An 18,722-nucleotide genomic window follows, 5' to 3' on the forward strand; every position below is an offset into this window, starting at 1 on the left:
GAAGAGCATATATATTAAACAATTTCAAACTCGATCATAAATGCAGCTTGAGACTTATCCATTTATTGCCTCTCAGGATTATCTACGATTTGAGTTCCTGAGCCAGGGCCCGCAAGGAACAATTAAGAAAGTGGTACTTTTCCAACAGTTCCAGGGCAATCTCTATAACCTGGCGTTCGGCGACTGGGATGAGACACGACAAAGGCTTGATGATCTTTCTCGTACAAACAATAATGACCGGGATAAGGTAATTGCAACCGTGGCATCCACGGTTGCCCTTTTCATTGATCACTATAAGGGTGCAATGGTAATCGCCACCGGTAGTACACCTTCAAGAACCAGACTTTACCAGTCAGGAATTAATAAATATTGGCCCGAGATCTCCCGATTGTTGGTTATAGAGGGGCTATTGAATGAAAAATGGGAGCTCCATAAAAAGAACGTCAACTACCAGGCATTTCTGGTAAAAAAGAAATAAATATTGTAAATTTGAATACTATCAAAAGGAGGTTGTATGTCTGAAAAAATCAAAACCACCATTTTCGGCAACCAATATACTGTAGTTAAAAAAATGAGAGACTACAGTAAAGATCCCTATTTTATAAAGAAATTGGAAGAAGCTAAACAGCTCATTGAAAGGGTCGGGTTACCGAAAAGTTTTCAAAAGAATAAATAGCATAAATTCAATAGCATATTGCCCACATGTTCACAACGTGTGGGCTTTTTTATTTGTGGCATTCATCAACACTTTTGCAGTAGTAATTGCTTAAATTAGAAGACCTATTCCTAAACAAAATGAACAACACTTATCTAAGTAGTGATATACTTAATAATAGCCGCAATAACCGCCCTACCAAAGATGGTATTGTAATAAAGGGAATTGACTTTCCTGTTGATCTTGATGTCGATATCGTGGTTGAAAATGTATCATTCAAACAATACATTAGATTTAAAGGTTGCAAATCTAAACACCTCATTCGATTTGTTAATTGCACTTTTGAAGGGCTGGTTAACATATACCAGGATTGTCAATTCAAAGAGGTGCATTTCGTGAATTGCACATTCAACTCAACTTTTACTGTTATAAAGTCTACTATAGGTCACTTCACCTTAAAAGATAACACCTTTAAGAAAGGGATCGATACTGAAGAGATCAGCGGTGAAAAACTTTGTATCTATGGCGCTAAGTCCGACAACGCCAAATTTAAAATTGTAAAACCAGAATACAAAAACATCATACTATCTGAAGCCCGGGACAATTCTGAATACATTTTCTCCGCGTATGAAGCTGACGTGAATGCACTTAAAAGAAACGAATCTAATACTGGATTTACCTACGTAGCGGACAGTCAATTTAAGGGAAGCGTATTGGTAGCAGGGCTTAAATTAGGAACATTATCCCTGCATGGACATAACACCTCCGGCAGAATCACATTTCAGCAACTTCTTGTTGGACTTGTCAATATCGGCCAGTTTACAAATACAGGCATATTATCATTTGCAAACATTGAACCCGATCCCTTCACAGGCACCATACAATGCCACAGATCAAACTTGGGAAAGTGTGAAATTTACGATGTAAACTTCGCTTTATTTAGGCAGATAACAATTGACAATACCAACATCCAAGACATAATCACTACGAATATCACTTGGTGCAGGAATGTTAGATCAGCCTTAATAGGAATAGATGCGCAAGCTCATTTGCGGGAAAATTATCGACAGCTTAAAAACATTATGATCCGCCAGAATGATAAGGTTCAGGAACTCGCCTACCATAGGCAGGAAATGAACGCTTTGTTGCTTGCTATGCGATTCAATCGAGGCAACCGTTTCGACCGATTTATCATTTGGAGCAATGGGATATCTAATGCACATGGACTTTCCTGGGAAAGAGCAGGTCTTTGGCTATTAGTTCTTACATGGTTATCCTACTTTTCAATAAACTATTTTGTGCTTGGTAAAACCGAAAAAGATGCAACGCAGATATTTAAGCATATAGCCCTGTTCTTTGAATCGCTGAACCCGGTCAGGAAATTTAACGCTATCTATGATGATCAGGGAAAGGATCAAAGTGCTTCAAACCTTGCTTATTTTATTGATGTCATCTATCGCTTCATTGCCTCGTATCTTATATTTCAGTTCATTAGTGCATTCCGGAAGTATGTAAAAAAGTAATACAAATGCAGGTATTAATCAATGCCACTCTTGAACTATAATTATATTTTAGATTCGCCAACGCACATAAAATGAAAGCAATCCTTATTGAACCAGAACAATACAAGGTTTCACTGATACTTTACGATTCACTGTTCTTTGGTGGGTATCAAGAAACAATATCCCATATATTGGGAGCTCCCTTGGACTGGATCACTGAATTCCCTAACAAAGACGGCTTGTTTTCTAAGATGGATAGCGTTTGCGACTGCGAGAATAGAGCATTTACTCTACAATGCAGCGACATCGTGTTTTTTGGCAAATCACTCATTGTTTCTGTCTCTAGTCCGCCATACATGAGTTTAAGAAACAGTCAATTTACACTGGCTGATATCTGCAAACAGATACACTTCCACGACCAACGGATGACTGGACTATTCCGCGAACAGTTCATTTAATACACCTGCCGTCATGGCCGCCGACCACTTCTGGATCTTCCACTCCTGATAGTATGTAGAAAATTACTCATATCCCTTGTGCAAATCCGATCCAGGTCCTCTTTCATGAAATAACCACCCTCATTCTTCTTCACCCCGACTTCTTCGCACTTTTTCAAAAACTGGGTCTTACCCAGGTTGCAATATATAAGCGCCTCTTCAGGCTTCAGATAAGGTTTAAAGCACAATGCAATCGCTTTCATTACGAGAAGTTCATCCTTCATGATCATTTTTTTTCATTTTTTGATTTCACAAGGACATCCACTTCACTGGCCTTTTTCGGGTCAAAAGATGGCAAGTAGTGGATGTATCCGTACTCATGGAGCTGATTGATGCACCTGTGGTACGTGGTGGTGGATATTTTCGCTTGCCAGGCAAGCTGCTCCCGCCTGACCCGTACCAGCATACTACCCTGCCCCTTGCAATATTGCAGAATAGACAAGTATAAGCTGATATGTGCGGGGCTGATACGCGCATCTTGTCGGATTGCCAGTAGGAAACCGTCCAGAACTGATAGTATGTTTTTACCAATATCCATATACCTCATTATCTAAACTACTTGTCCAAACGACGCAGATAGATCTCACTTCTTACTGCCGGATTATAGGAAGGTTTTATCCGGATATAATTGCCATCTTTCAAATCACGCATAATCTGAAAATACATCCTTTTTGATGTGACCTTCGACAATCGCCGCAATTCCGCCGCGTAGGCCAAAACTGGATTACCCTCCTTTTGGCGGAGGTACAACAATGCTGCAAACAAGCTGATGTGGGAGGGTCCCATCCGTGGATCCTCCCCAGCCAATTCCAGAAATGTCAATATTGAAAAACCATCATCCATCAATCAATGCTTTGGGCTATGTCGTTGTTTGGAGGTGGCTTCCTTATCCTTTCCATCCAGGCTATTACCAAGCTTACCATTTTCCTTTTGAGACTGCCCCTGCTGCTGTTTCTCCTCTTCCTTTTGCGACTTTCCCTGAGACTGGGCGGCTGGATCAATTTTGTTCTCAGCGTCCTGCTTTTGCCTTTTACCGTAAATCTCCTTTAAGGTTTCGGCTTGTTCTTTTGTAATCAAACCTTTCTGCACCTGTTCTTCCAATGGCACTTCCTTTTTATCCTTATCAAATAGCCGCATCGAGGATGTACGGATCGATAAAGAAGTATGGTAGTCTTCTTTTTTACCCTCATTGTCTACCATCTTTGCTTTAACCATGTTTCCCCGCTCATAGCTCTCTACCATCTGATCCATCTTTCTTTGATCTCCTGCGTCAGCGTAGGAGTATCCTTGCATAGTTTTATGTATGTCAAACCCATAGCTCTTATCAAATCGCTGGGTTGCATAATTGCCGTTTTTCAACTTCTGGTTATAGTTAATTTTATTCCACTCGTCATTGTTTTTGTCGTATACAGGCCGTCCAGAAAGAAAATTGAAAGCACGTTTTTGCGTCCACTGCTGAGGGGGTCGCCGTGTGCTACCTTCATCCCCGGCTTTTGGGCGGTTATTATTGTAAAAGGTCTGTTTTACGCTCGTGCCATTGGGCCGGACTTTCTCCATGTCGAACTTATTGAGAAAGTAACGGTCGCCCTCTTTAACCTTATTCAGGTGGATGGTTCCTTTTACCTGTTCCCCATCAATGACGGGAGTAATATCCTTACGAATCTGAGGCTGCCCCTCACCCATTTGCTTAACCACGTCGGCAGTAAAATGATCCAGCATACCAGTTGCCTTGAACTGACGCTGATTGAATTCAAAATCTTCACTGTTCATAATACTTGGATTAAAACTTAAAAAATCAGGCTTTCTCACGGTGTATTCCGGGACATGGGTTCGCCAAAGACTGTCCAGAATCGCTCTTCTCTCAGGATCTTTATGTTTCTCCATATCGACAAGTAATTGCCTAATCTCCTTCCCACCTCGATCCCACACGCCAGCATCATCACTGTATTGATAACTCCAATCTGCCCGCTTCATACGGCCTGGTATATCACCTAATTCTTTCCAATGATTAACCCATGGGTCAATTTTTATATTCTTCCCGTCGCCGAGTAACATTGACTGCATCATTCTGATTACTGCGTCCAGGATATGAAACAAAGAAGAAGTGTCAAAAGCCTGCACACCGGGCCTATCCTCGGTCCTGGCAGCTATTATTTTTTGGGAAGCAAAAGGATCATCAAATACCAGGCTGTCTTTACTGACCACAGACCCATTTGAATTTAAAACGGTACTACCGGCACCATTCTGGTAATGGTTGGAAAGCTGGCCCCAAATTGCTCCTAAGTCTTTGCGAACGACTTCCATAACATTTTGTTTTAATTACTACAAAAGCCTCGCCCTAAGCAATGTTCCATGTCTGATTACCAATTCCAAATCACGACCCCCATTCTTCTCCTTCAAAAGGATCCGTAACTCCTGCTTCTTCGATAACGTAAATGCGGGGATGCCTACCACCACCTTTGCAGGCTGATCACTGGTCACAGAACCAGGCGTTAAACAGTATACCGGAATAAGTTCTTTTAGCTGTACTGCCGTACGGCGCGCCTGCTTACGATCCTTGATGAAGAATTTCAAATACTCAGGCTCATAGGCAACCATTGAACTGTTACGGATACTAAAACAAAACCACAGGTATGCCTTGTCATAATAGAGGGTGCCCAACCGCAGGTTCATCTTCTGGTCTTTGGTCCTGCGCCACATGAAGAATTCCCTCGCGCATGCCTCCTGGGCCGTCTTTTCGATCACATCCGCAGTAATATCTACTCCTGCTAGTTGTACCGGAGCTGCAGAAGAATCTCTATAGAAAGAAAGGTTAAGGAAGCTAGGCGTAGGGGCATAGTCCAATAAAAAAGAATAAAGTTGACCATCAGAAGTTATCACAGACAAATTGCTTTGTCTGAATTGCTCTTTTGCAGCTTTTACTTGCAATACATTATCCGCTCCCCTGGCTTTCTGAGCAAGGATATCGGCACTGCCACGATCTACACTTTTGATTTGAAAGGGAAAAATGATATTGGTGGTCATATCCATAGATATATCCATTTTGATTGGGCTGATCGTTTTCATTTTGTAATCGACGGGCAAAGAAGCCTGCGCCACAACCCACGACCGAACACCCACTGCAATTGCTAACAACAACACAATTCGTTTCATCACTTAGCTTTTTTTATTATAATTATGTTACTACTCCTGATTATTAGCATCCCGCAGTAATACAGAGTAGTTACCAGGAATATTTGCCCGGATCAGCCTGGTCTTTTTACCGATCAGGGTTTTAGCAGCTTGCAGACCAGCGCTGGCAGCCTGCGCGCCAAGAGAAGGATCCAAAGAAGCGATACCCAAACTTTGGATGGCTTGATCAGTGGACTGTTTGCTTACATCCCGGCTTATGGAGCCAGGTACAAAAATTCCTTCCAATCCATCCATATCATATACTTCCAATGAAACCGGGTAAATATTGCCATTGTGCCGCAAAGAAGTTACATTGATCAGGATCCGTTCACCACCGATGTTTGAAATACCATAAATGGCTGTATGACGCGGAATCAGTTCTCCCCTGATATAGACATCATCCATAAGCATCAGCTTAACAGTGGCGCCATGGACAAGCGTTTGATGTTCCGGAATCACTGCCCGGATGGAGCGCTGTAAGGAAGATTGATCAACTGCATCCTCTAATCCATAGAAACGATTCACTACCCTTTGCTGTAGCCCCGCTGTATCAAGCCGGATACGACCAGACATTAACGATACCGCAGCTTCATCCGGCAACACACTGACAGGAAAAACGCTTGTTTTCTGTTGCACAGATCGTTCCTTGATCTTTTCCCTTACCCGGGCAGGATGCTGCACATCGAGAATTTTCTCCAATACATTATTTATCTGTGAAAACTCATCACTGCCATTGTCATCACTAACTGAGGCCATCATTCTTTCCAACCTTTCCACATCGGAATTAGCGGAAACACCAGGTGAAGGATCTACCGAAACTGCCGTAGTCTGTTGCCGGTTCAACTCCCGGTCCAATTCAGCAAGTTTCTTATAAACACGTTGCTCATTTACATCGGTGGGGGCTGTGCCCTTGGTCGGTGGCACCTTTTCACCAACAGGGTCATACTTGAATCTCGATACGCTACTACCGCCTGTATCGCCTCCTGAGAATGGCTGCCGACCTTCCACCCGATAAGGGTCAGCTCTCTCAATTGAGCGCCGCAGGACAGAATCTTTGTCAGCTTTCTCATAGAACGCCAACTTATTCCAATTGCTATCTCCGGCCGGTGCTGCATCAGGCAGACGCATATTGTAGCCCCGCTCTTCGGTCTTGGTGGCAGCATCGTTTTTACCGATGATTCCTGCCGAATATGCCACGAACGTGAGGAAAGGCAGGACCAGTAATGGCAGCAGCAGCATGAACTTGCGGTGCCGCAGAAATTTTTGCGAATGATTGATTTCATTTTTCTTTTCCATACTCAACATTTTTGTCTTTACCCATATAAAGTGATATGATATACTCTATGCTGTCCCGGATACCAGGATGTTCCTTGGTAATACGGTCATACTCCTGAACACCTGTAGGGCTCTGTTGTAAACTATCCAAAAACTGTTTGAATCGTACTAAACGCCTCAATGCCTCTTTGCCCAAAAACGGTCCATCTTCCCGCACCGCATTGTCAGCTGGCAACGGGGTATGAGCCGGTATAATAATCGGATCAATGCGAGGACCAGTATGGGTACTTTGGGTTAGGTTGTATATAAATAAGCTGCTGAACAACGAACAGAAAATAATGAGACCGATAATTATCGATCTGCGGGACCAGGTTTCGGCTCTTCTATTCAACTTATCCGCCAACCGGCGAATCCGTACTTCTATCCACTGACCGGTTCTCATCCAGATCGCGCTAACAGCAGAAGGCTGTTGTCTCTTTTTGAATAGTCTGAACATAGCACTACCGATTTGAGATATTAATGTCCCGGTTTTCAATAATTGCCCAACGTTCAATTAAAAAACCGTGTGAGTTATGATCGCTCCTGCCGGTATTGCGCAGATACCCTTCTGTTACCAGCGAACGGGTGGCAATGGAGGTAGATCGTATGATCCGTTGACTTCCATAACAACGGAAATAGTACGGATAGTCCTTTGTGTTTACTATTATACTATCTACCTGAATCTCCTGGCTGATATTGGCTGATATGATATTGCCATAGTAACCCTGTTCTTTCAGATTCACATACTGCTGTCGAGCACTGCCATCAGCCAGGTACAGTGCATTAGTGATATTGGTCATAATGATCTCTTCATCAGGATCCAACGTAAAGAAGTAGAAATGGAACATCTTTACATGATCCCTCGCCTCCACTGGAATATTATCTTTTTTATCGGAGGAAACAGCCTCCATCGCTTTACCATTGACAAGCACATAGATCCGGTTTTGCGTAGTGTCAGCAAGGGAAAAAGACTTGTACAAACTAAATCCGCAGAGCGACAAGGAAGCAACTATTACCACCAGCGTAAAGAACCGGATATACTGAAAGGACCTTTCAATACTTTTAACCTTTGGAAACATATCACACACATTTTTCTTTCTTCACAATTCATCCGATATGCTCGGACCATAATCACATAGACTAACTGCCAGATAACTTTTGGATAGCATAGCCACCCGGGCCTGTTACCGCAGTAGTAGCCACACTTTTTGCATCGTGGGCGAATTTGCCGGTTAGTGCATCAGCGCCTGCCACCTGCATAATCTGATTGGCAATGGCAGGTACCGTCGTATAGCCGTAGATACCGATGACCAGAAACACTAAGTATCCCATATCCGTCCTGCTGAAATAAGTATCGCCGTTCTGAGCGATTTGGGACAAATCCAATTTCAACATGTTGATCTGAATTTCGGCGATCACCATTCCGAAGATGTTGGCGACAGGCAACCACATAAATACATTGATATAGCGTGCCAGCCAATGACGGACCGTATGGTGGAAGCCATCGAAGGTGCTGAGCCCGAACACCAACGGTCCCAACAGTGATAATACCACAAGGTTGAAAGTGCGTAGGGTATTGATGCAAAGCGAAACAGCAGCAAAGAGCATTTGCAAAACTTCCGCGATCACTTCCTTGATCGCATTGCGGAACGCATAGCCCGCTTTAGCGAACGCGAACTTTAGATCTGTCCGGATAGAAGTAAGCCAGCCCTCACTGGCAGGCATTTCCTGGTCGTAGGTATATTTATACCACTTTGCCCTGTCACCATCACCCGTCGGTCCCACATACATTTGGTACACATCGGTGGTTTTAACTGCAGAATCTTTCTGCTGAAGCAGCGTAGCAATGACGACATTAGAATTATTGACAATCTTACGGGTTCCGGTAACGGTCGGCTTCATTACTCCATTGATAACACCGATCACCAAAGGGAAATTGGCAATACAAAATCCCAACACAAATGGCCGGAACAAGGGATAGAAGTCGATCTGCTCAGCCCTCGCCAGGTGCCCCCACACCCGGTATGCTATATAAAACAGGGTAGCAAAGCCTGCAATCCCCATAGCAATGCCACTGAGTTCTTTACAAAGAGGCATCAATTGATCGTACAGTTTCTCCAATACCGAATGCAAGCTGTCCAGCTTGCCGGAAATGGTATTGGTAAATTGGGCCGACGCCACTACCGGCGCAACAAGTAACACGATCACCAATAAAGTGATTTGCTTTTTCATACACCACGATTTTCACACTCACGATCACAATATGGTTTCTCTCCCAGCGGACTACTTCAGACCTTCTATATCTCTCATCCGCTGTACTTCTATCTTTTCTTTCTGTCGCTGCAATAGCAGCAGGCCGGTTGTGTTATTGAAATCACGCAGAAACACCAGTTTGTCTTCCATGTCCAGGAAAATCTTGTCGATCTCCTGTAGACGCTCTTCATCAGACATCCTGAGCCGATTGGCAGTGATCACCGTCAGCAGGTCTTCCAGGTTTCCCAGCGAAGCATTGAAAAGCCGGGTATATACACCACCGAGGTAGCTGATCTCATCCGGCTGAAATAGCGCGGAACCCCGAAATCGCCCAAATGCAGCTTTATACTCCCTAACTAATTGCACCTGGTAGTCAATAATATCCGCCACCCTCCTGTATTGGCGTACTGCCGGACTAACCGCCATCAGGCCATCGAGGAAGACCTTATGCAACTGGAAATTACCCTGACTGATGTTGCGGACCGTATTGTAGCCATTGGTCAGGATCTCATACCCTTTTTTCATGTCCGCCAGCATCTGCCGGAATTGCGCCAGCTTTTCTATATTGAGCGCCAACTGCTGTAACTCCTGCACTTGCGCGGTAGCGCGGATGGTAGCTAGAAGACAAAAGATGAATACTGCCACTAGAATGAATTTTCCCATACAGTCACTTTAAATCATTCACATTTTTCATTCGTTCCACCTCCATGCGTTCCTTTTTCATTTGCAGGATCATCACGGAGGTTTCAGCTGACCAGGTCTCGATAAAACTATACCGGTCCTTCATTTCGTCATAAACCTCATCAATACGTCGGATCCGTTCATCATCCGAAAGCTGCAGGTGATTCGCCATAAGCAGATCCGCCAGGTCAGACAGCAACGAGAGACAACCAGCCGATAGGCCGACCGTAACCCGATCAGTATAAGCCTTCATTTCTGGCGACAGCCCTCCCTCAGTCATCAGCAGCTTCTTATTCGCTGCACACGCGCGAGTAATCTTAACCGCCATCGTCAGAATATCTGCCACATGTGGATATTGCCGGATGCGCGGGTTGATCGCCACCAGTCCGTTAAAGAATAACTGATCAAGTGTCAGGTGCCCGTTCTTAATGTTACTGATCACCCCCAAACCCTGCCGTACAATACTGTAGCCCTTTTGTAAGTACTCGATATAGACCTTTCCCGCGGCGATATGTTCCAGATACATTTTTATCTGCCTGTTCTGTGCGTGTGTTGATCCTACGCAGCAAAAAAGTACAGCCGCCAGCATACGGCCTTTCCAGCTGACTGGGTTACCGTATGCCATAAATCTCTTTTATACGTTTGGCCTCTATTTCGTCTTTGGCGCGCTGCAGGGAAAGCTGTGCATTTTCCGCATTGAACATTCTAAGATCAGCCAGGTTCTGTCCAATGGCAGCGCTAACCGAGTTGATAATGGTCAACCGCTTACCGTCCGTCATTTCAGTATTGAAGGAATTAACAACCAGAAATAGCTGATCCAGATTCTTCACACTATGATCCAGGATGCCGGAATATACCTGAACCATAAAGTCGATCTCTTCCTTTGTGAAGTGTTGGTCCTGCCGGAATAAACGCAGTGCTGCCTTGTATTCATCCACTATGGCAAGCTGCTGTTGCATGACAGCCTTCACTTTTGTATAGCCTGATATGGCCTGCTTTACTTTCCTTAGCTCGTCATAGTACTGGGCATACTGATCTTTGTGCTTCTCTATCCAGGAAGATATTTCATCGAGCTTCACCTTTGACAAAGTATTTTCCAATGTCTTCTGAGCGTTCTGTAGCCAGATCGTTTTGTTTTGAAGTCGCTGTACAGCCAGGTCGGCGGCTTTGATTGCGGCAATCAGGGCTTTCCTGACAGCCTCCCATATAATCGCGTGGCTCTTTTGCGTTGGATAGATCGTCACCACCACACACAAGAGGAATACGCATATTCCCTTTTTCATACTTCACGATTTTCATGATGAACAAATCACTAGGCAGCCACGTCGTCAACCAGGGCCGCGATACCTTTCTCCATGCTGCCGAACCGCTCGGCATATTCCAATACCTTCACACGTTCCCTGCCTTCTGTTGTGTAAGCGAAATACTCCTGCCTGCATAATTCATTGCGGAACACTTTCATGATCTTACCGCCTATCTCGATATAGATTTCTCTGTTGTCCCTGTTGACACTCAGCAGTATCTCTTTTCCTTTCTCCGACATTCCCAGTACCGATTGCAGTTGATCGAACTTGTTCATGAACTTGCGCATATCCATCAGGATCTTGATATCGCAATTATTAATAATAGCATCCTTGATGATGGCCGAACTAATAAGATCGTCGAGCTCCTGTGTAACAACAGCTGGTATTCCATCAAACTTCCGCATGGTTTTAAAAGCATAGCGAACAAACTCTGCCATCCCGCTGTGGGCAATTGCCTTCCATGCCTCATCGATCAAAAAGCACTTTCGACCTTTGACCTGGCGCATTTTAGAGATCACCAGCTCCATCACCAATAGCGTACAAACACCGAAGAGGATAGGGTGATCTTTTAAATTGTCCAATTCTACCACGACAAAAGGCTGGTTTAGCAAGTCCTGTTTCCCATCGGCATTGAGCAGGTAATCATATTCGCCACCCCGATAATAAGGACGCAAGACATACAGAAAGCTGTCAATATCAAAATCCCGATCCTTTACATTGTACTCCTGCAGCTCAGTAGCATACTCATGCTGCAAGAATTCATAGAAAGTGTTGAAGCAGGGCGCCAGATCCCGGTTGCCTTCCAGTTTGCGATAATATCCCTGCAGGGCGTTACTCAATGCCACATATTCAGATCGCTGAAAATGTTCATTCTCCTGCTTCCAAAGCGCTACCAGCAAGGCTTTCAGGCTTTCTTTCTTTTCGGTATCTAAACGTTGTCCAGCGGGCAGGTAAAAAGGATTGAACTTGATGGGGTCGTCCTCTTGATATTGGAAATAGTAGCCGCCAACGAGTTCACACAAACCTCGATAGCTCCCACCGATATCACAGATCACACAATGGGCACCCTGGTTGTACAGGGTATGCAGAATATGGTTAGCCGTCATAGACTTACCCCCTCCCGAGGTCCCGCAGATAAGCATGCCCATATTGCTGGATATACCTTTCATACGCGGCAGGGTAAACAGGTCGATGAACACCGGCAGGTTGGTGAGGCGGTCGCAGAACCTGATACTGGACGCCGGGGGATCACTCTGATAGTTACTTTCAACATTTAGGAAACAACAAGCCTGCTCTGCAAATGTCGTAAACGCATCATTGATGGGGAAGTCTGCCGCATTACCCGGAATACCTGACCAGAATATCTGTGGAGCCCCAATGGTTTCCAATTTGGCTGTCGCATCGATCTGTGCTAATGCTGCGGTTACCTGGTTACGTGCATCTTGCAACTCGTCCCTGTTATCGGACCAGGTAATGATATTGAAATGGGCTTTTACAGGTAACCGCTGGTGGGTAATAGCTTCATTCAAAAAATCATCGGTGGCCTCCTTGGAAAGCGCATTCTCCCGGCTGTATTGAGCCAGCGATTGCAGGCGTAGGCGTTTGCCCTCCATCTTCTTCATGGTAACCTGGGCGTCGCCGACGACGATGTATTGATTGTAGATATGGTTGCAATCCAACAGCAGACCGAGCGGCGTGGCGAAACCAATACTGAATTTGGTACGGTCTGTCGAAAACTTGTCATAGGTGATACGGGAACCACACAGGTGCGGTAAGTCATCACTATTACCAAGGGAATAGATCTGACAATATTTCTCGCCAATTTTCAACTCATCCCTAAACTGAATATCCTTAACAAGGGGGATGTCTGGCTGCTCGGCCAGGAACAGGTATTGTTCGATTAGCCCCATCTTCTTACCGGTACTCAGCAGGTCTGCCTGTTTTAACCTCCGCAGCTCGATACCGCAATCTGCCAGGACACGCTGAAACTGCCCGGCAATATCTTCAAACTCCCTGATCGTGCCCCTGTTCAATACCTGGTCGGCAAACAGGTTGGGCCGGATCAGGTTGCTGAACAAAGACGTAGAAGTTTTTCTGCCAGGAGCCTTCCGGGTAAGATACAGGTTACACTGGTGACGAAGGTACCGGCGGCCAGCAAAGTGTCGGTCGGCACTCGTCTGCAAAAATCCCTTGCTGTCACCTTGTTCTGCCCGGTAGTGGTCAGTGGTGAACCAATCCTGTTTATGAAAGACAGTATCTTTAGGGAGCAGTTTGACCGCTTTGATAAAGGCTTGGTGAATGACTTCCAGGTCTTCAGACGAAGAGGTAAATATCTCCGGCAGAATCACCCGAAATCCAATCGTTACATCGCCTTGCTTACTGATAATTGAATCATGCTCCACTTCCAAAATCGGAAGCATATCACTCAGCCACTTTTCCATCTTCACTGTTTTAGCTCGTTACACTTTTAAAAAACACCGTCTCGACTTGCATCGCACAATACGCGGAACACTACGACGGGCCATACTCTTCATCATGCCGTGCTCACCGTACTGTTTGCTGAGCTTGAAAACGTACACAAACACAGCAGTTGCAGACACTCCAACAACAGACAGGCATATATAAGAATTTACCCCAACGATATACAGCACGACATACAGTATCAGGCAACCAAGCAATCCGCCGCCGAGATACCATATATATTGTGCCTTCAGCCCCTTAAACTCAATGCTCCGATTGACACCCTTATTGATCTTGTAGATACTTCCAGCCATCTTGCTTTAGTCTTATGCGATTGCAAAGAATGATTTGATGACTGTTGCCACCACTACCAGAAACACACAGGATCCGAACCAGGCAGCTGCGACGGAACCAGTATCAGGGTGCCCGCCCGACCATTTCTGGTATACCCTGATTGCACCGATCAGACCAAGAATGCCACCCACCGCATACATGAGGTTGCAGGCGATCCCGAAGTAGCCCCTCACCTTGGTGTTGGCCTCGTTAATGCCTGCAGCGCCGTCGCCAGGTATAGCTTGCGCATACATACTAAAAGAGAAAAGGATACACAAAGCGCATAGCAGCGCCACTTTGCTTGAAAAGCAATTCACTCCACACATTTTCATAACACACTTGCTTTATATTGATGATTGATAAAACCTCAGCATAAAGAAGCGCCGCCGGTACATTCACCTTCCACATTAACCCACTCACTTGTACCATGGCGGCGCTATAACCAACCCCTCAACTACGCGCACAAAAAACTTATAAAGACCACCCATGCCTTCCTGCGCACTTGTTTCTCCTGCTCGGGCACAGGTGGTCATGCTTACTGCTTAGCTCCATAACCGGCGTAGCACATCCGGGCTGATCTCAACATTGCACTTGCTTTCAGCCAGGGATACTACCAGATCATTTATACTGAGCCGGAAAAAAGAATCTTCGATGGGAGGATATTTTTGCAGGATCGATTGAACACCCGCCACCAATGCATCCTGTGCTGTCGGTAAATCCTCGGCTGCCTGATTCATATAGGCATGGATCTCATCAAGCAACGACACCGGTTGAAAGCCTGTTGACAAAGAATCCTCTACCGGTGTTTTTGCCAGCAAGGGAGAAACTACCGTTGGCGCATTTACGGGGGAGGTCCTGATCTTTCTGAAAATCTCCTTTCGGAAATAGACCAGCACCACCAAACCGTAATAACCTACCAGAAAAACACTGACTGCCGAGAGGTATGTTGACCATGAAACCATATCGATTCGTTTCAACAAAAGTGCTGTGAAATGAAAGGCTGATTTCACACTGTCAACACACTACGGGGAAACTTTTTCTGAAAAAACAACGGGAGAAAAACAGGTAGGAAGGTCCGCTGCAACCATACGAAATCTAACCACGAATGGGTCTAGCGCGTTGCGTATTCAAAATGATCAACAGGCTGGTAGAGAATTATGACGCCTACAATGAATGGCGTATACGGGATACATTGCGCGCATGGAACAAACCAATAATGGCCAGGCTAATTGCAGCGCTCAGTAAATACAGGTAATGGACCCTTTTCACAACATGGACACACTACGGATTAGGGAAAAAGTAATATCAGGGACGCACACACCGGTCGAAAGTGTAAAAAATGCTAACTTAGGTAACATGCAAAACGACCATTCCAACGATACACCAAAACCAGTTGTTCCCGACCTGCGGGAGGTGGTACAAAATGAATTGCCCATATTGTTTGAGTTTATGCCCGAAACAGACCGGACCTGGGGAATTGCCAATAAACTTTTTAAAGCAGAGGTTGAGAAAAGATACCAGGAAGCTGGTGACAGCACGGTTGAAGTTGAAGCCAATCTGTATTATATTATCCGCAAGGTGCAACTGGGAGACCAGCAGGCAATCAGGATGCTCAACTTCTTCCAACGATTGCTGGAAGAAATCACGATGTATTTGCCGGAAGCGGAACGAGAACGAATCCGTAAGACGATAAAAGACATACTGATCAGTATGGATCATCAGTACCTGAATTTCTTTGGGGAGATCGCAGTACTAAACAACATCATGAAAACCGGTCTCTACAACCTGACAGCCGTGGAGTATAAACTGAGCGATAGCGACAATACCATTGACTTTGCATTTAGTAATAAAACGACAGGTGGAAATCTATTGGTAGAGGTTGTCAACATGCATCCTAAGAGCAATAAGATAGAGAACCACCCTGAAAAAATAGCCACTTTTCTTACCACAAAATTCAGTAAGAAGATCCTGAGCAAGGCTACAACTGAACAGTTTTACCTGACACCCGTTATTTGGGCACCCGTAGCAGACCTGAAGATATATAGTGAATTTCTAGCCAACAATAATTTACCTGTAGCGGGGCTGATTGAACCGGCAGCCTATGCCACCTTCGTATCCCCGGAAGATGGCGCCATCTTTATTCATCGTTTCGGACGCCTGACCACCTTATTCACGGATAAGTTCGGAGGCGAGTATAGTACCAACTACTCATAGCGGGATTTCTCGTCTTGTTCCTCCGCCCGTTTGTCGGAGGATTCGATCATTTGCTTCAGAAATTGATTGCGTACCTTCCTAATATTCCGATCAATATTGTAACGATAGAAATTACCAAGATCAATACCTGTCAGCTTCTCCACCCGTTTAGCGATCTGACGCAACTGTGCATTTCCATTGTTAAAAGCACCTGCTGAATACAGACCGTAAAGTATCTCAATAGCGGCCATACGCGTGGCTGTCCACACAAGATCATCATTCTCTTCGGTACCATTATTGAGCTTTTGCTTTTGATCAAAAAACTTCAGTTCATTACCCAGGAAAGAACGGTATCGTTCAAATGCCAACAGTTCTCCGGTCAGGTAGGCAGGAACCGTAATGAACTCATCATCGAACAACCACTGGCCTGGATCGGTAATCAGGTTGGCATTTCTGCTATCCTTCCTGTAGTAATCGTTATCCAGCTCAATAGCACCACTTTTATAGTAGCGGAAAAACCCTTCATTCTTACGTGTCCACTTGTCGATTTCTTTTCTTTCACTCTTCATCAGTTTTTTTCTTCCGGTATCATCAAGGGTAAGCAGACGCAGTTCCAATGAGTAAATCTTGATATAGTAAAAAAAATACTGAAGCATGCCTGGCAAATGACGCTTATAGAAATCGATCTCTTCCTCTTCATCCAGGAACTTATTATCGCTAACGAACTTACGGAGCTCTTTTAGGGTGTCTTTCAGATTAGACAGCATCAATTCGGCCAGCCTTAACATGTCTTTGCCGGCCGATTCAGCCTGCCGTTCCTGCTTTTCAATGGACTTCAGGATGGTTTCATAAAACATTGCCTTATCCTTTACTGTTTCCCTTTTCATTGCAAGGCATTTAACAAGATCTTACCCACTATATTAAACATCAAAGTTTATGCTAAGTAAACGGGGAGATACGTCAAAAAAGGCAACTCCTTGCAGCAAAAAGGAAAATAAAAACAGCAAAAAAGCCAATTTGATTTATGGCAACCCAGCCGGTAAATATTTTTGCACCAACAGGGTAAAATACAGACCTGACACAAATTTTGCTATAAATTACCTGTACCAAACAATGCTATATGTGCAACATCGATGATGGAGAAAAAAACAACTCGCAGACAGAGTATTGTACCAAGGTGCATTTTGTCGATATCGTCCTGATCATGGCAGACTTCTATTGCATCATCCATCGTGATAACCACCAATCGTACGAACACGTTTGCGATCACCTGGCCGAACAACTATCCAACATATTCCACGTACCCCTGAACCCGTACGATAACTTTTCCCAGTTCCGGCTAGCGCACCAGGATCCGGGAAGCCAGCTGCCCCAAAAATTCACACAGAAGCTGAATGCGATACAGGTAGAGCCTGGCGCCACCAGCCTGCAGTTGTTGAAGAACCATTCCCGCTTTGAAGCAATTTGTGATGAAATCGAACGTTGGACGAAAGCTGAACAACTGGCCGCATTACTGTTACCAATCATGGCTGGCAAATAGCTATACAGATGCCCCGCCAATTATTTCCAGTCAATAGCAAGCTGGTTGATCTGATATACTCCTTCTGACCAAAAACCACCTGCACCAAATTGGCTATAACTGAAACGGATATGTATCTCTTTGATTACTTTACTGGTCTTATCATATCCGGGTATTCTAATGGTCAGCGGACTTACCACACCTGATTTGAGGTATTGCATAAGAATAGGTACCCTTTCCAGTTTAACTGTTCCATATTGTATATCCATTACCGGTTTGTAGCCTTTATTTTCTTTCTCCTGGTCATAGGTGCTCGAACTGGTAGGGACCTTGTACTTTTGATCTTTATCTGTTGTAATACCAAAATCTGCCCACTCGGTACATCTTATTGTCGCTTCAACCATATCCTTCCAGTTATTTACAAACTCCATAGAGATCGTTAGCAACCCGGTTTTCTTATTACCGATTGCATTAATGTTTCTTACTGGAAGGTCTTTGAAAGGTACAACGACAGATGTGTCTTTTACACTCGTAGAATCCTGGGCTGTAGCGGCTGACAGCATTGAACAAGTTGCGATCAGCATCATCGCAACATAGGATAAGATGGTAGCATGTTTCATATGCGGTTTGTATGTTTGTTACAGAATCAGAAAAATCCCGTCCAGGTAACAAAGCCCGCCTACCTACTACTGCTCTTCAGCCACAATTCCATTCAAAACAAATTTACGAATAACCTTCACGAAAACTTGCATGCCTACCCGCAGCATGTGGATTGAGTGTCAATAACCGGATACAGCAAAAAAGAAATTTTTCATTCGTCCCTGTCTTATTGAAGCGTAT

21 protein-coding genes are annotated in these 18,722 nt (G+C 44.6%); 5 read left to right on the top strand and 16 right to left on the bottom strand.

Features of this window, described 5'->3' with window-relative positions:
• Nucleotides 1-40 precede the first annotated feature (40 nt).
• The 3 genes from P2W70_RS27255 to P2W70_RS27265 all read left to right on the top strand — a co-directional run bounded on the left by P2W70_RS27255 (nucleotide 41) and on the right by P2W70_RS27265 (nucleotide 2,178).
• Nucleotides 41-478: a DUF6934 family protein gene (locus P2W70_RS27255; protein WP_276484725.1), complete on the top strand. Its 438-nt coding sequence runs from the start codon at nucleotides 41-43 to the stop codon at nucleotides 476-478.
• A gap of 36 nt (nucleotides 479-514) precedes the next feature.
• Entirely contained in the window at nucleotides 515-676 is a 162-nt protein-coding gene (locus P2W70_RS27260; protein WP_276484726.1) for a hypothetical protein, read from the top strand.
• 119 nt (nucleotides 677-795) lie between these two features.
• Nucleotides 796-2,178, top strand: a complete 1,383-nt coding sequence (locus P2W70_RS27265) for a hypothetical protein (protein ID WP_276484727.1) — start codon at nucleotides 796-798, stop codon at nucleotides 2,176-2,178.
• A gap of 702 nt (nucleotides 2,179-2,880) precedes the next feature.
• Here P2W70_RS27265 and P2W70_RS27270 read toward each other — a convergent pair.
• The 14 genes from P2W70_RS27270 to P2W70_RS27335 all read right to left on the bottom strand — a co-directional run bounded on the left by P2W70_RS27270 (nucleotide 2,881) and on the right by P2W70_RS27335 (nucleotide 15,132).
• A complete protein-coding gene (locus P2W70_RS27270; RefSeq protein WP_276484728.1) occupies nucleotides 2,881-3,192 on the bottom strand; it encodes a hypothetical protein in 312 nt (103 codons plus the stop codon).
• A 308-nt stretch (nucleotides 3,193-3,500) separates the two neighbouring features.
• Nucleotides 3,501-4,958: a hypothetical protein gene (locus P2W70_RS27275; protein WP_276484729.1), complete on the bottom strand. Its 1,458-nt coding sequence runs from the start codon at nucleotides 4,956-4,958 to the stop codon at nucleotides 3,501-3,503.
• Between the two features lie 18 nt (nucleotides 4,959-4,976).
• Nucleotides 4,977-5,807 (bottom strand): conjugative transposon protein TraN, encoded by an 831-nt coding sequence (gene traN, locus P2W70_RS27280; protein WP_276484730.1) that lies wholly within the window; start codon nucleotides 5,805-5,807, stop codon nucleotides 4,977-4,979.
• Nucleotides 5,808-5,837: 30 nt separating this feature from the next.
• On the bottom strand, nucleotides 5,838-7,121 hold the full coding sequence (traM, locus tag P2W70_RS27285) for a conjugative transposon protein TraM (protein ID WP_276484731.1): 1,284 nt from the start codon (nucleotides 7,119-7,121) through the stop codon (nucleotides 5,838-5,840).
• Entirely contained in the window at nucleotides 7,105-7,596 is a 492-nt protein-coding gene (locus tag P2W70_RS27290) for a hypothetical protein (RefSeq protein ID WP_276484732.1), read from the bottom strand. Before P2W70_RS27290 ends, traM begins: the two co-directional genes overlap by 17 nt.
• Nucleotides 7,597-7,600: 4 nt before the next feature.
• Nucleotides 7,601-8,218 carry a conjugative transposon protein TraK gene (gene traK, locus P2W70_RS27295; protein ID WP_276484733.1) on the bottom strand — a complete coding sequence of 206 codons (618 nt, stop codon included), beginning with the start codon at nucleotides 8,216-8,218 and terminating at the stop codon, nucleotides 7,601-7,603.
• Between the two features lie 61 nt (nucleotides 8,219-8,279).
• Entirely contained in the window at nucleotides 8,280-9,371 is a 1,092-nt protein-coding gene (gene traJ / locus P2W70_RS27300; protein ID WP_276484734.1) for a conjugative transposon protein TraJ, read from the bottom strand.
• Between the two features lie 51 nt (nucleotides 9,372-9,422).
• Nucleotides 9,423-10,055, bottom strand: a complete 633-nt coding sequence (locus P2W70_RS27305; protein WP_276484735.1) for a TerB family tellurite resistance protein — start codon at nucleotides 10,053-10,055, stop codon at nucleotides 9,423-9,425.
• Between the two features lie 4 nt (nucleotides 10,056-10,059).
• Nucleotides 10,060-10,698, bottom strand: coding sequence for a hypothetical protein (locus tag P2W70_RS27310; protein ID WP_276484736.1), 639 nt, complete (start codon nucleotides 10,696-10,698; stop codon nucleotides 10,060-10,062).
• Nucleotides 10,685-11,356 (bottom strand): conjugal transfer protein TraI, encoded by a 672-nt coding sequence (locus tag P2W70_RS27315; RefSeq protein WP_276484737.1) that lies wholly within the window; start codon nucleotides 11,354-11,356, stop codon nucleotides 10,685-10,687. The genes P2W70_RS27310 and P2W70_RS27315 overlap by 14 nt, the downstream gene beginning before the upstream one ends.
• A 29-nt stretch (nucleotides 11,357-11,385) precedes the next feature.
• Complete coding sequence (locus tag P2W70_RS27320; RefSeq protein ID WP_276484738.1) at nucleotides 11,386-13,818, bottom strand: TraG family conjugative transposon ATPase; 2,433 nt, start codon at nucleotides 13,816-13,818, stop codon at nucleotides 11,386-11,388.
• 18 nt (nucleotides 13,819-13,836) lie between these two features.
• Nucleotides 13,837-14,151, bottom strand: coding sequence for a DUF4133 domain-containing protein (locus P2W70_RS27325; protein ID WP_276484739.1), 315 nt, complete (start codon nucleotides 14,149-14,151; stop codon nucleotides 13,837-13,839).
• A gap of 12 nt (nucleotides 14,152-14,163) precedes the next feature.
• A complete protein-coding gene (locus tag P2W70_RS27330) occupies nucleotides 14,164-14,496 on the bottom strand; it encodes a DUF4134 domain-containing protein (RefSeq protein WP_276485391.1) in 333 nt (110 codons plus the stop codon).
• Between the two features lie 216 nt (nucleotides 14,497-14,712).
• Nucleotides 14,713-15,132 (bottom strand): hypothetical protein, encoded by a 420-nt coding sequence (locus tag P2W70_RS27335; protein WP_276484740.1) that lies wholly within the window; start codon nucleotides 15,130-15,132, stop codon nucleotides 14,713-14,715.
• A gap of 394 nt (nucleotides 15,133-15,526) precedes the next feature.
• Here P2W70_RS27335 and P2W70_RS27340 point away from each other — a divergent pair, with 394 nt between their 5' ends.
• The gene (locus P2W70_RS27340; protein WP_276484741.1) at nucleotides 15,527-16,384 is read left to right on the top strand and encodes a hypothetical protein; all 858 of its coding nucleotides are present in this window, start codon (nucleotides 15,527-15,529) and stop codon (nucleotides 16,382-16,384) included.
• Here P2W70_RS27340 and P2W70_RS27345 read toward each other — a convergent pair.
• Nucleotides 16,375-17,250 carry an RteC domain-containing protein gene (locus tag P2W70_RS27345; protein ID WP_276484742.1) on the bottom strand — a complete coding sequence of 292 codons (876 nt, stop codon included), beginning with the start codon at nucleotides 17,248-17,250 and terminating at the stop codon, nucleotides 16,375-16,377. The two genes, P2W70_RS27340 and P2W70_RS27345, sit on opposite strands and share 10 nt — an antisense overlap.
• Nucleotides 17,251-17,483: 233 nt before the next feature.
• Here P2W70_RS27345 and P2W70_RS27350 point away from each other — a divergent pair, with 233 nt between their 5' ends.
• Complete coding sequence (locus tag P2W70_RS27350; RefSeq protein WP_276484743.1) at nucleotides 17,484-17,903, top strand: hypothetical protein; 420 nt, start codon at nucleotides 17,484-17,486, stop codon at nucleotides 17,901-17,903.
• A gap of 20 nt (nucleotides 17,904-17,923) precedes the next feature.
• Here P2W70_RS27350 and P2W70_RS27355 read toward each other — a convergent pair whose 3' ends face one another.
• On the bottom strand, nucleotides 17,924-18,502 hold the full coding sequence (locus tag P2W70_RS27355) for a hypothetical protein (RefSeq protein WP_276484744.1): 579 nt from the start codon (nucleotides 18,500-18,502) through the stop codon (nucleotides 17,924-17,926).
• Nucleotides 18,503-18,722: the final 220 nt, after the last annotated feature.

The organism is Paraflavitalea pollutisoli (genome assembly GCF_029360705.1).
Lineage (GTDB): Bacteria > Bacteroidota > Bacteroidia > Chitinophagales > Chitinophagaceae > Paraflavitalea > Paraflavitalea pollutisoli.

Bases quoted from the DNA above. Each gene is read 5' to 3' on its own strand.
- P2W70_RS27325 (WP_276484739.1), bottom strand. From the start codon at position 14,151: ATGGCTGGAAGTATCTACAAGATCAATAAGGGTGTCAATCGGAGCATT.
- P2W70_RS27335 (WP_276484740.1), bottom strand. From the start codon at position 15,132: ATGGTTTCATGGTCAACATACCTCTCGGCAGTCAGTGTTTTTCTGGTA.
- P2W70_RS27265 (WP_276484727.1), top strand. From the start codon at position 796: ATGAACAACACTTATCTAAGTAGTGATATACTTAATAATAGCCGCAAT.
- traJ (WP_276484734.1), bottom strand. From the start codon at position 9,371: ATGAAAAAGCAAATCACTTTATTGGTGATCGTGTTACTTGTTGCGCCG.
- P2W70_RS27270 (WP_276484728.1), bottom strand. From the start codon at position 3,192: ATGGATATTGGTAAAAACATACTATCAGTTCTGGACGGTTTCCTACTG.
- P2W70_RS27275 (WP_276484729.1), bottom strand. From the start codon at position 4,958: ATGGAAGTCGTTCGCAAAGACTTAGGAGCAATTTGGGGCCAGCTTTCC.
- P2W70_RS27350 (WP_276484743.1), top strand. From the start codon at position 17,484: ATGTGCAACATCGATGATGGAGAAAAAAACAACTCGCAGACAGAGTAT.
- P2W70_RS27260 (WP_276484726.1), top strand. From the start codon at position 515: ATGTCTGAAAAAATCAAAACCACCATTTTCGGCAACCAATATACTGTA.
- P2W70_RS27320 (WP_276484738.1), bottom strand. From the start codon at position 13,818: ATGGAAAAGTGGCTGAGTGATATGCTTCCGATTTTGGAAGTGGAGCAT.
- P2W70_RS27290 (WP_276484732.1), bottom strand. From the start codon at position 7,596: ATGTTCAGACTATTCAAAAAGAGACAACAGCCTTCTGCTGTTAGCGCG.
- P2W70_RS27255 (WP_276484725.1), top strand. From the start codon at position 41: ATGCAGCTTGAGACTTATCCATTTATTGCCTCTCAGGATTATCTACGA.
- traN (WP_276484730.1), bottom strand. From the start codon at position 5,807: ATGAAACGAATTGTGTTGTTGTTAGCAATTGCAGTGGGTGTTCGGTCG.
- P2W70_RS27305 (WP_276484735.1), bottom strand. From the start codon at position 10,055: ATGGGAAAATTCATTCTAGTGGCAGTATTCATCTTTTGTCTTCTAGCT.
- P2W70_RS27355 (WP_276484744.1), bottom strand. From the start codon at position 18,502: ATGAAACATGCTACCATCTTATCCTATGTTGCGATGATGCTGATCGCA.
- P2W70_RS27315 (WP_276484737.1), bottom strand. From the start codon at position 11,356: ATGAAAAAGGGAATATGCGTATTCCTCTTGTGTGTGGTGGTGACGATC.
- P2W70_RS27345 (WP_276484742.1), bottom strand. From the start codon at position 17,250: ATGAAAAGGGAAACAGTAAAGGATAAGGCAATGTTTTATGAAACCATC.
- traK (WP_276484733.1), bottom strand. From the start codon at position 8,218: ATGTTTCCAAAGGTTAAAAGTATTGAAAGGTCCTTTCAGTATATCCGG.
- traM (WP_276484731.1), bottom strand. From the start codon at position 7,121: ATGGAAAAGAAAAATGAAATCAATCATTCGCAAAAATTTCTGCGGCAC.
- P2W70_RS27340 (WP_276484741.1), top strand. From the start codon at position 15,527: ATGCAAAACGACCATTCCAACGATACACCAAAACCAGTTGTTCCCGAC.
- P2W70_RS27330 (WP_276485391.1), bottom strand. From the start codon at position 14,496: ATGTGTGGAGTGAATTGCTTTTCAAGCAAAGTGGCGCTGCTATGCGCT.
- P2W70_RS27310 (WP_276484736.1), bottom strand. From the start codon at position 10,698: ATGGCATACGGTAACCCAGTCAGCTGGAAAGGCCGTATGCTGGCGGCT.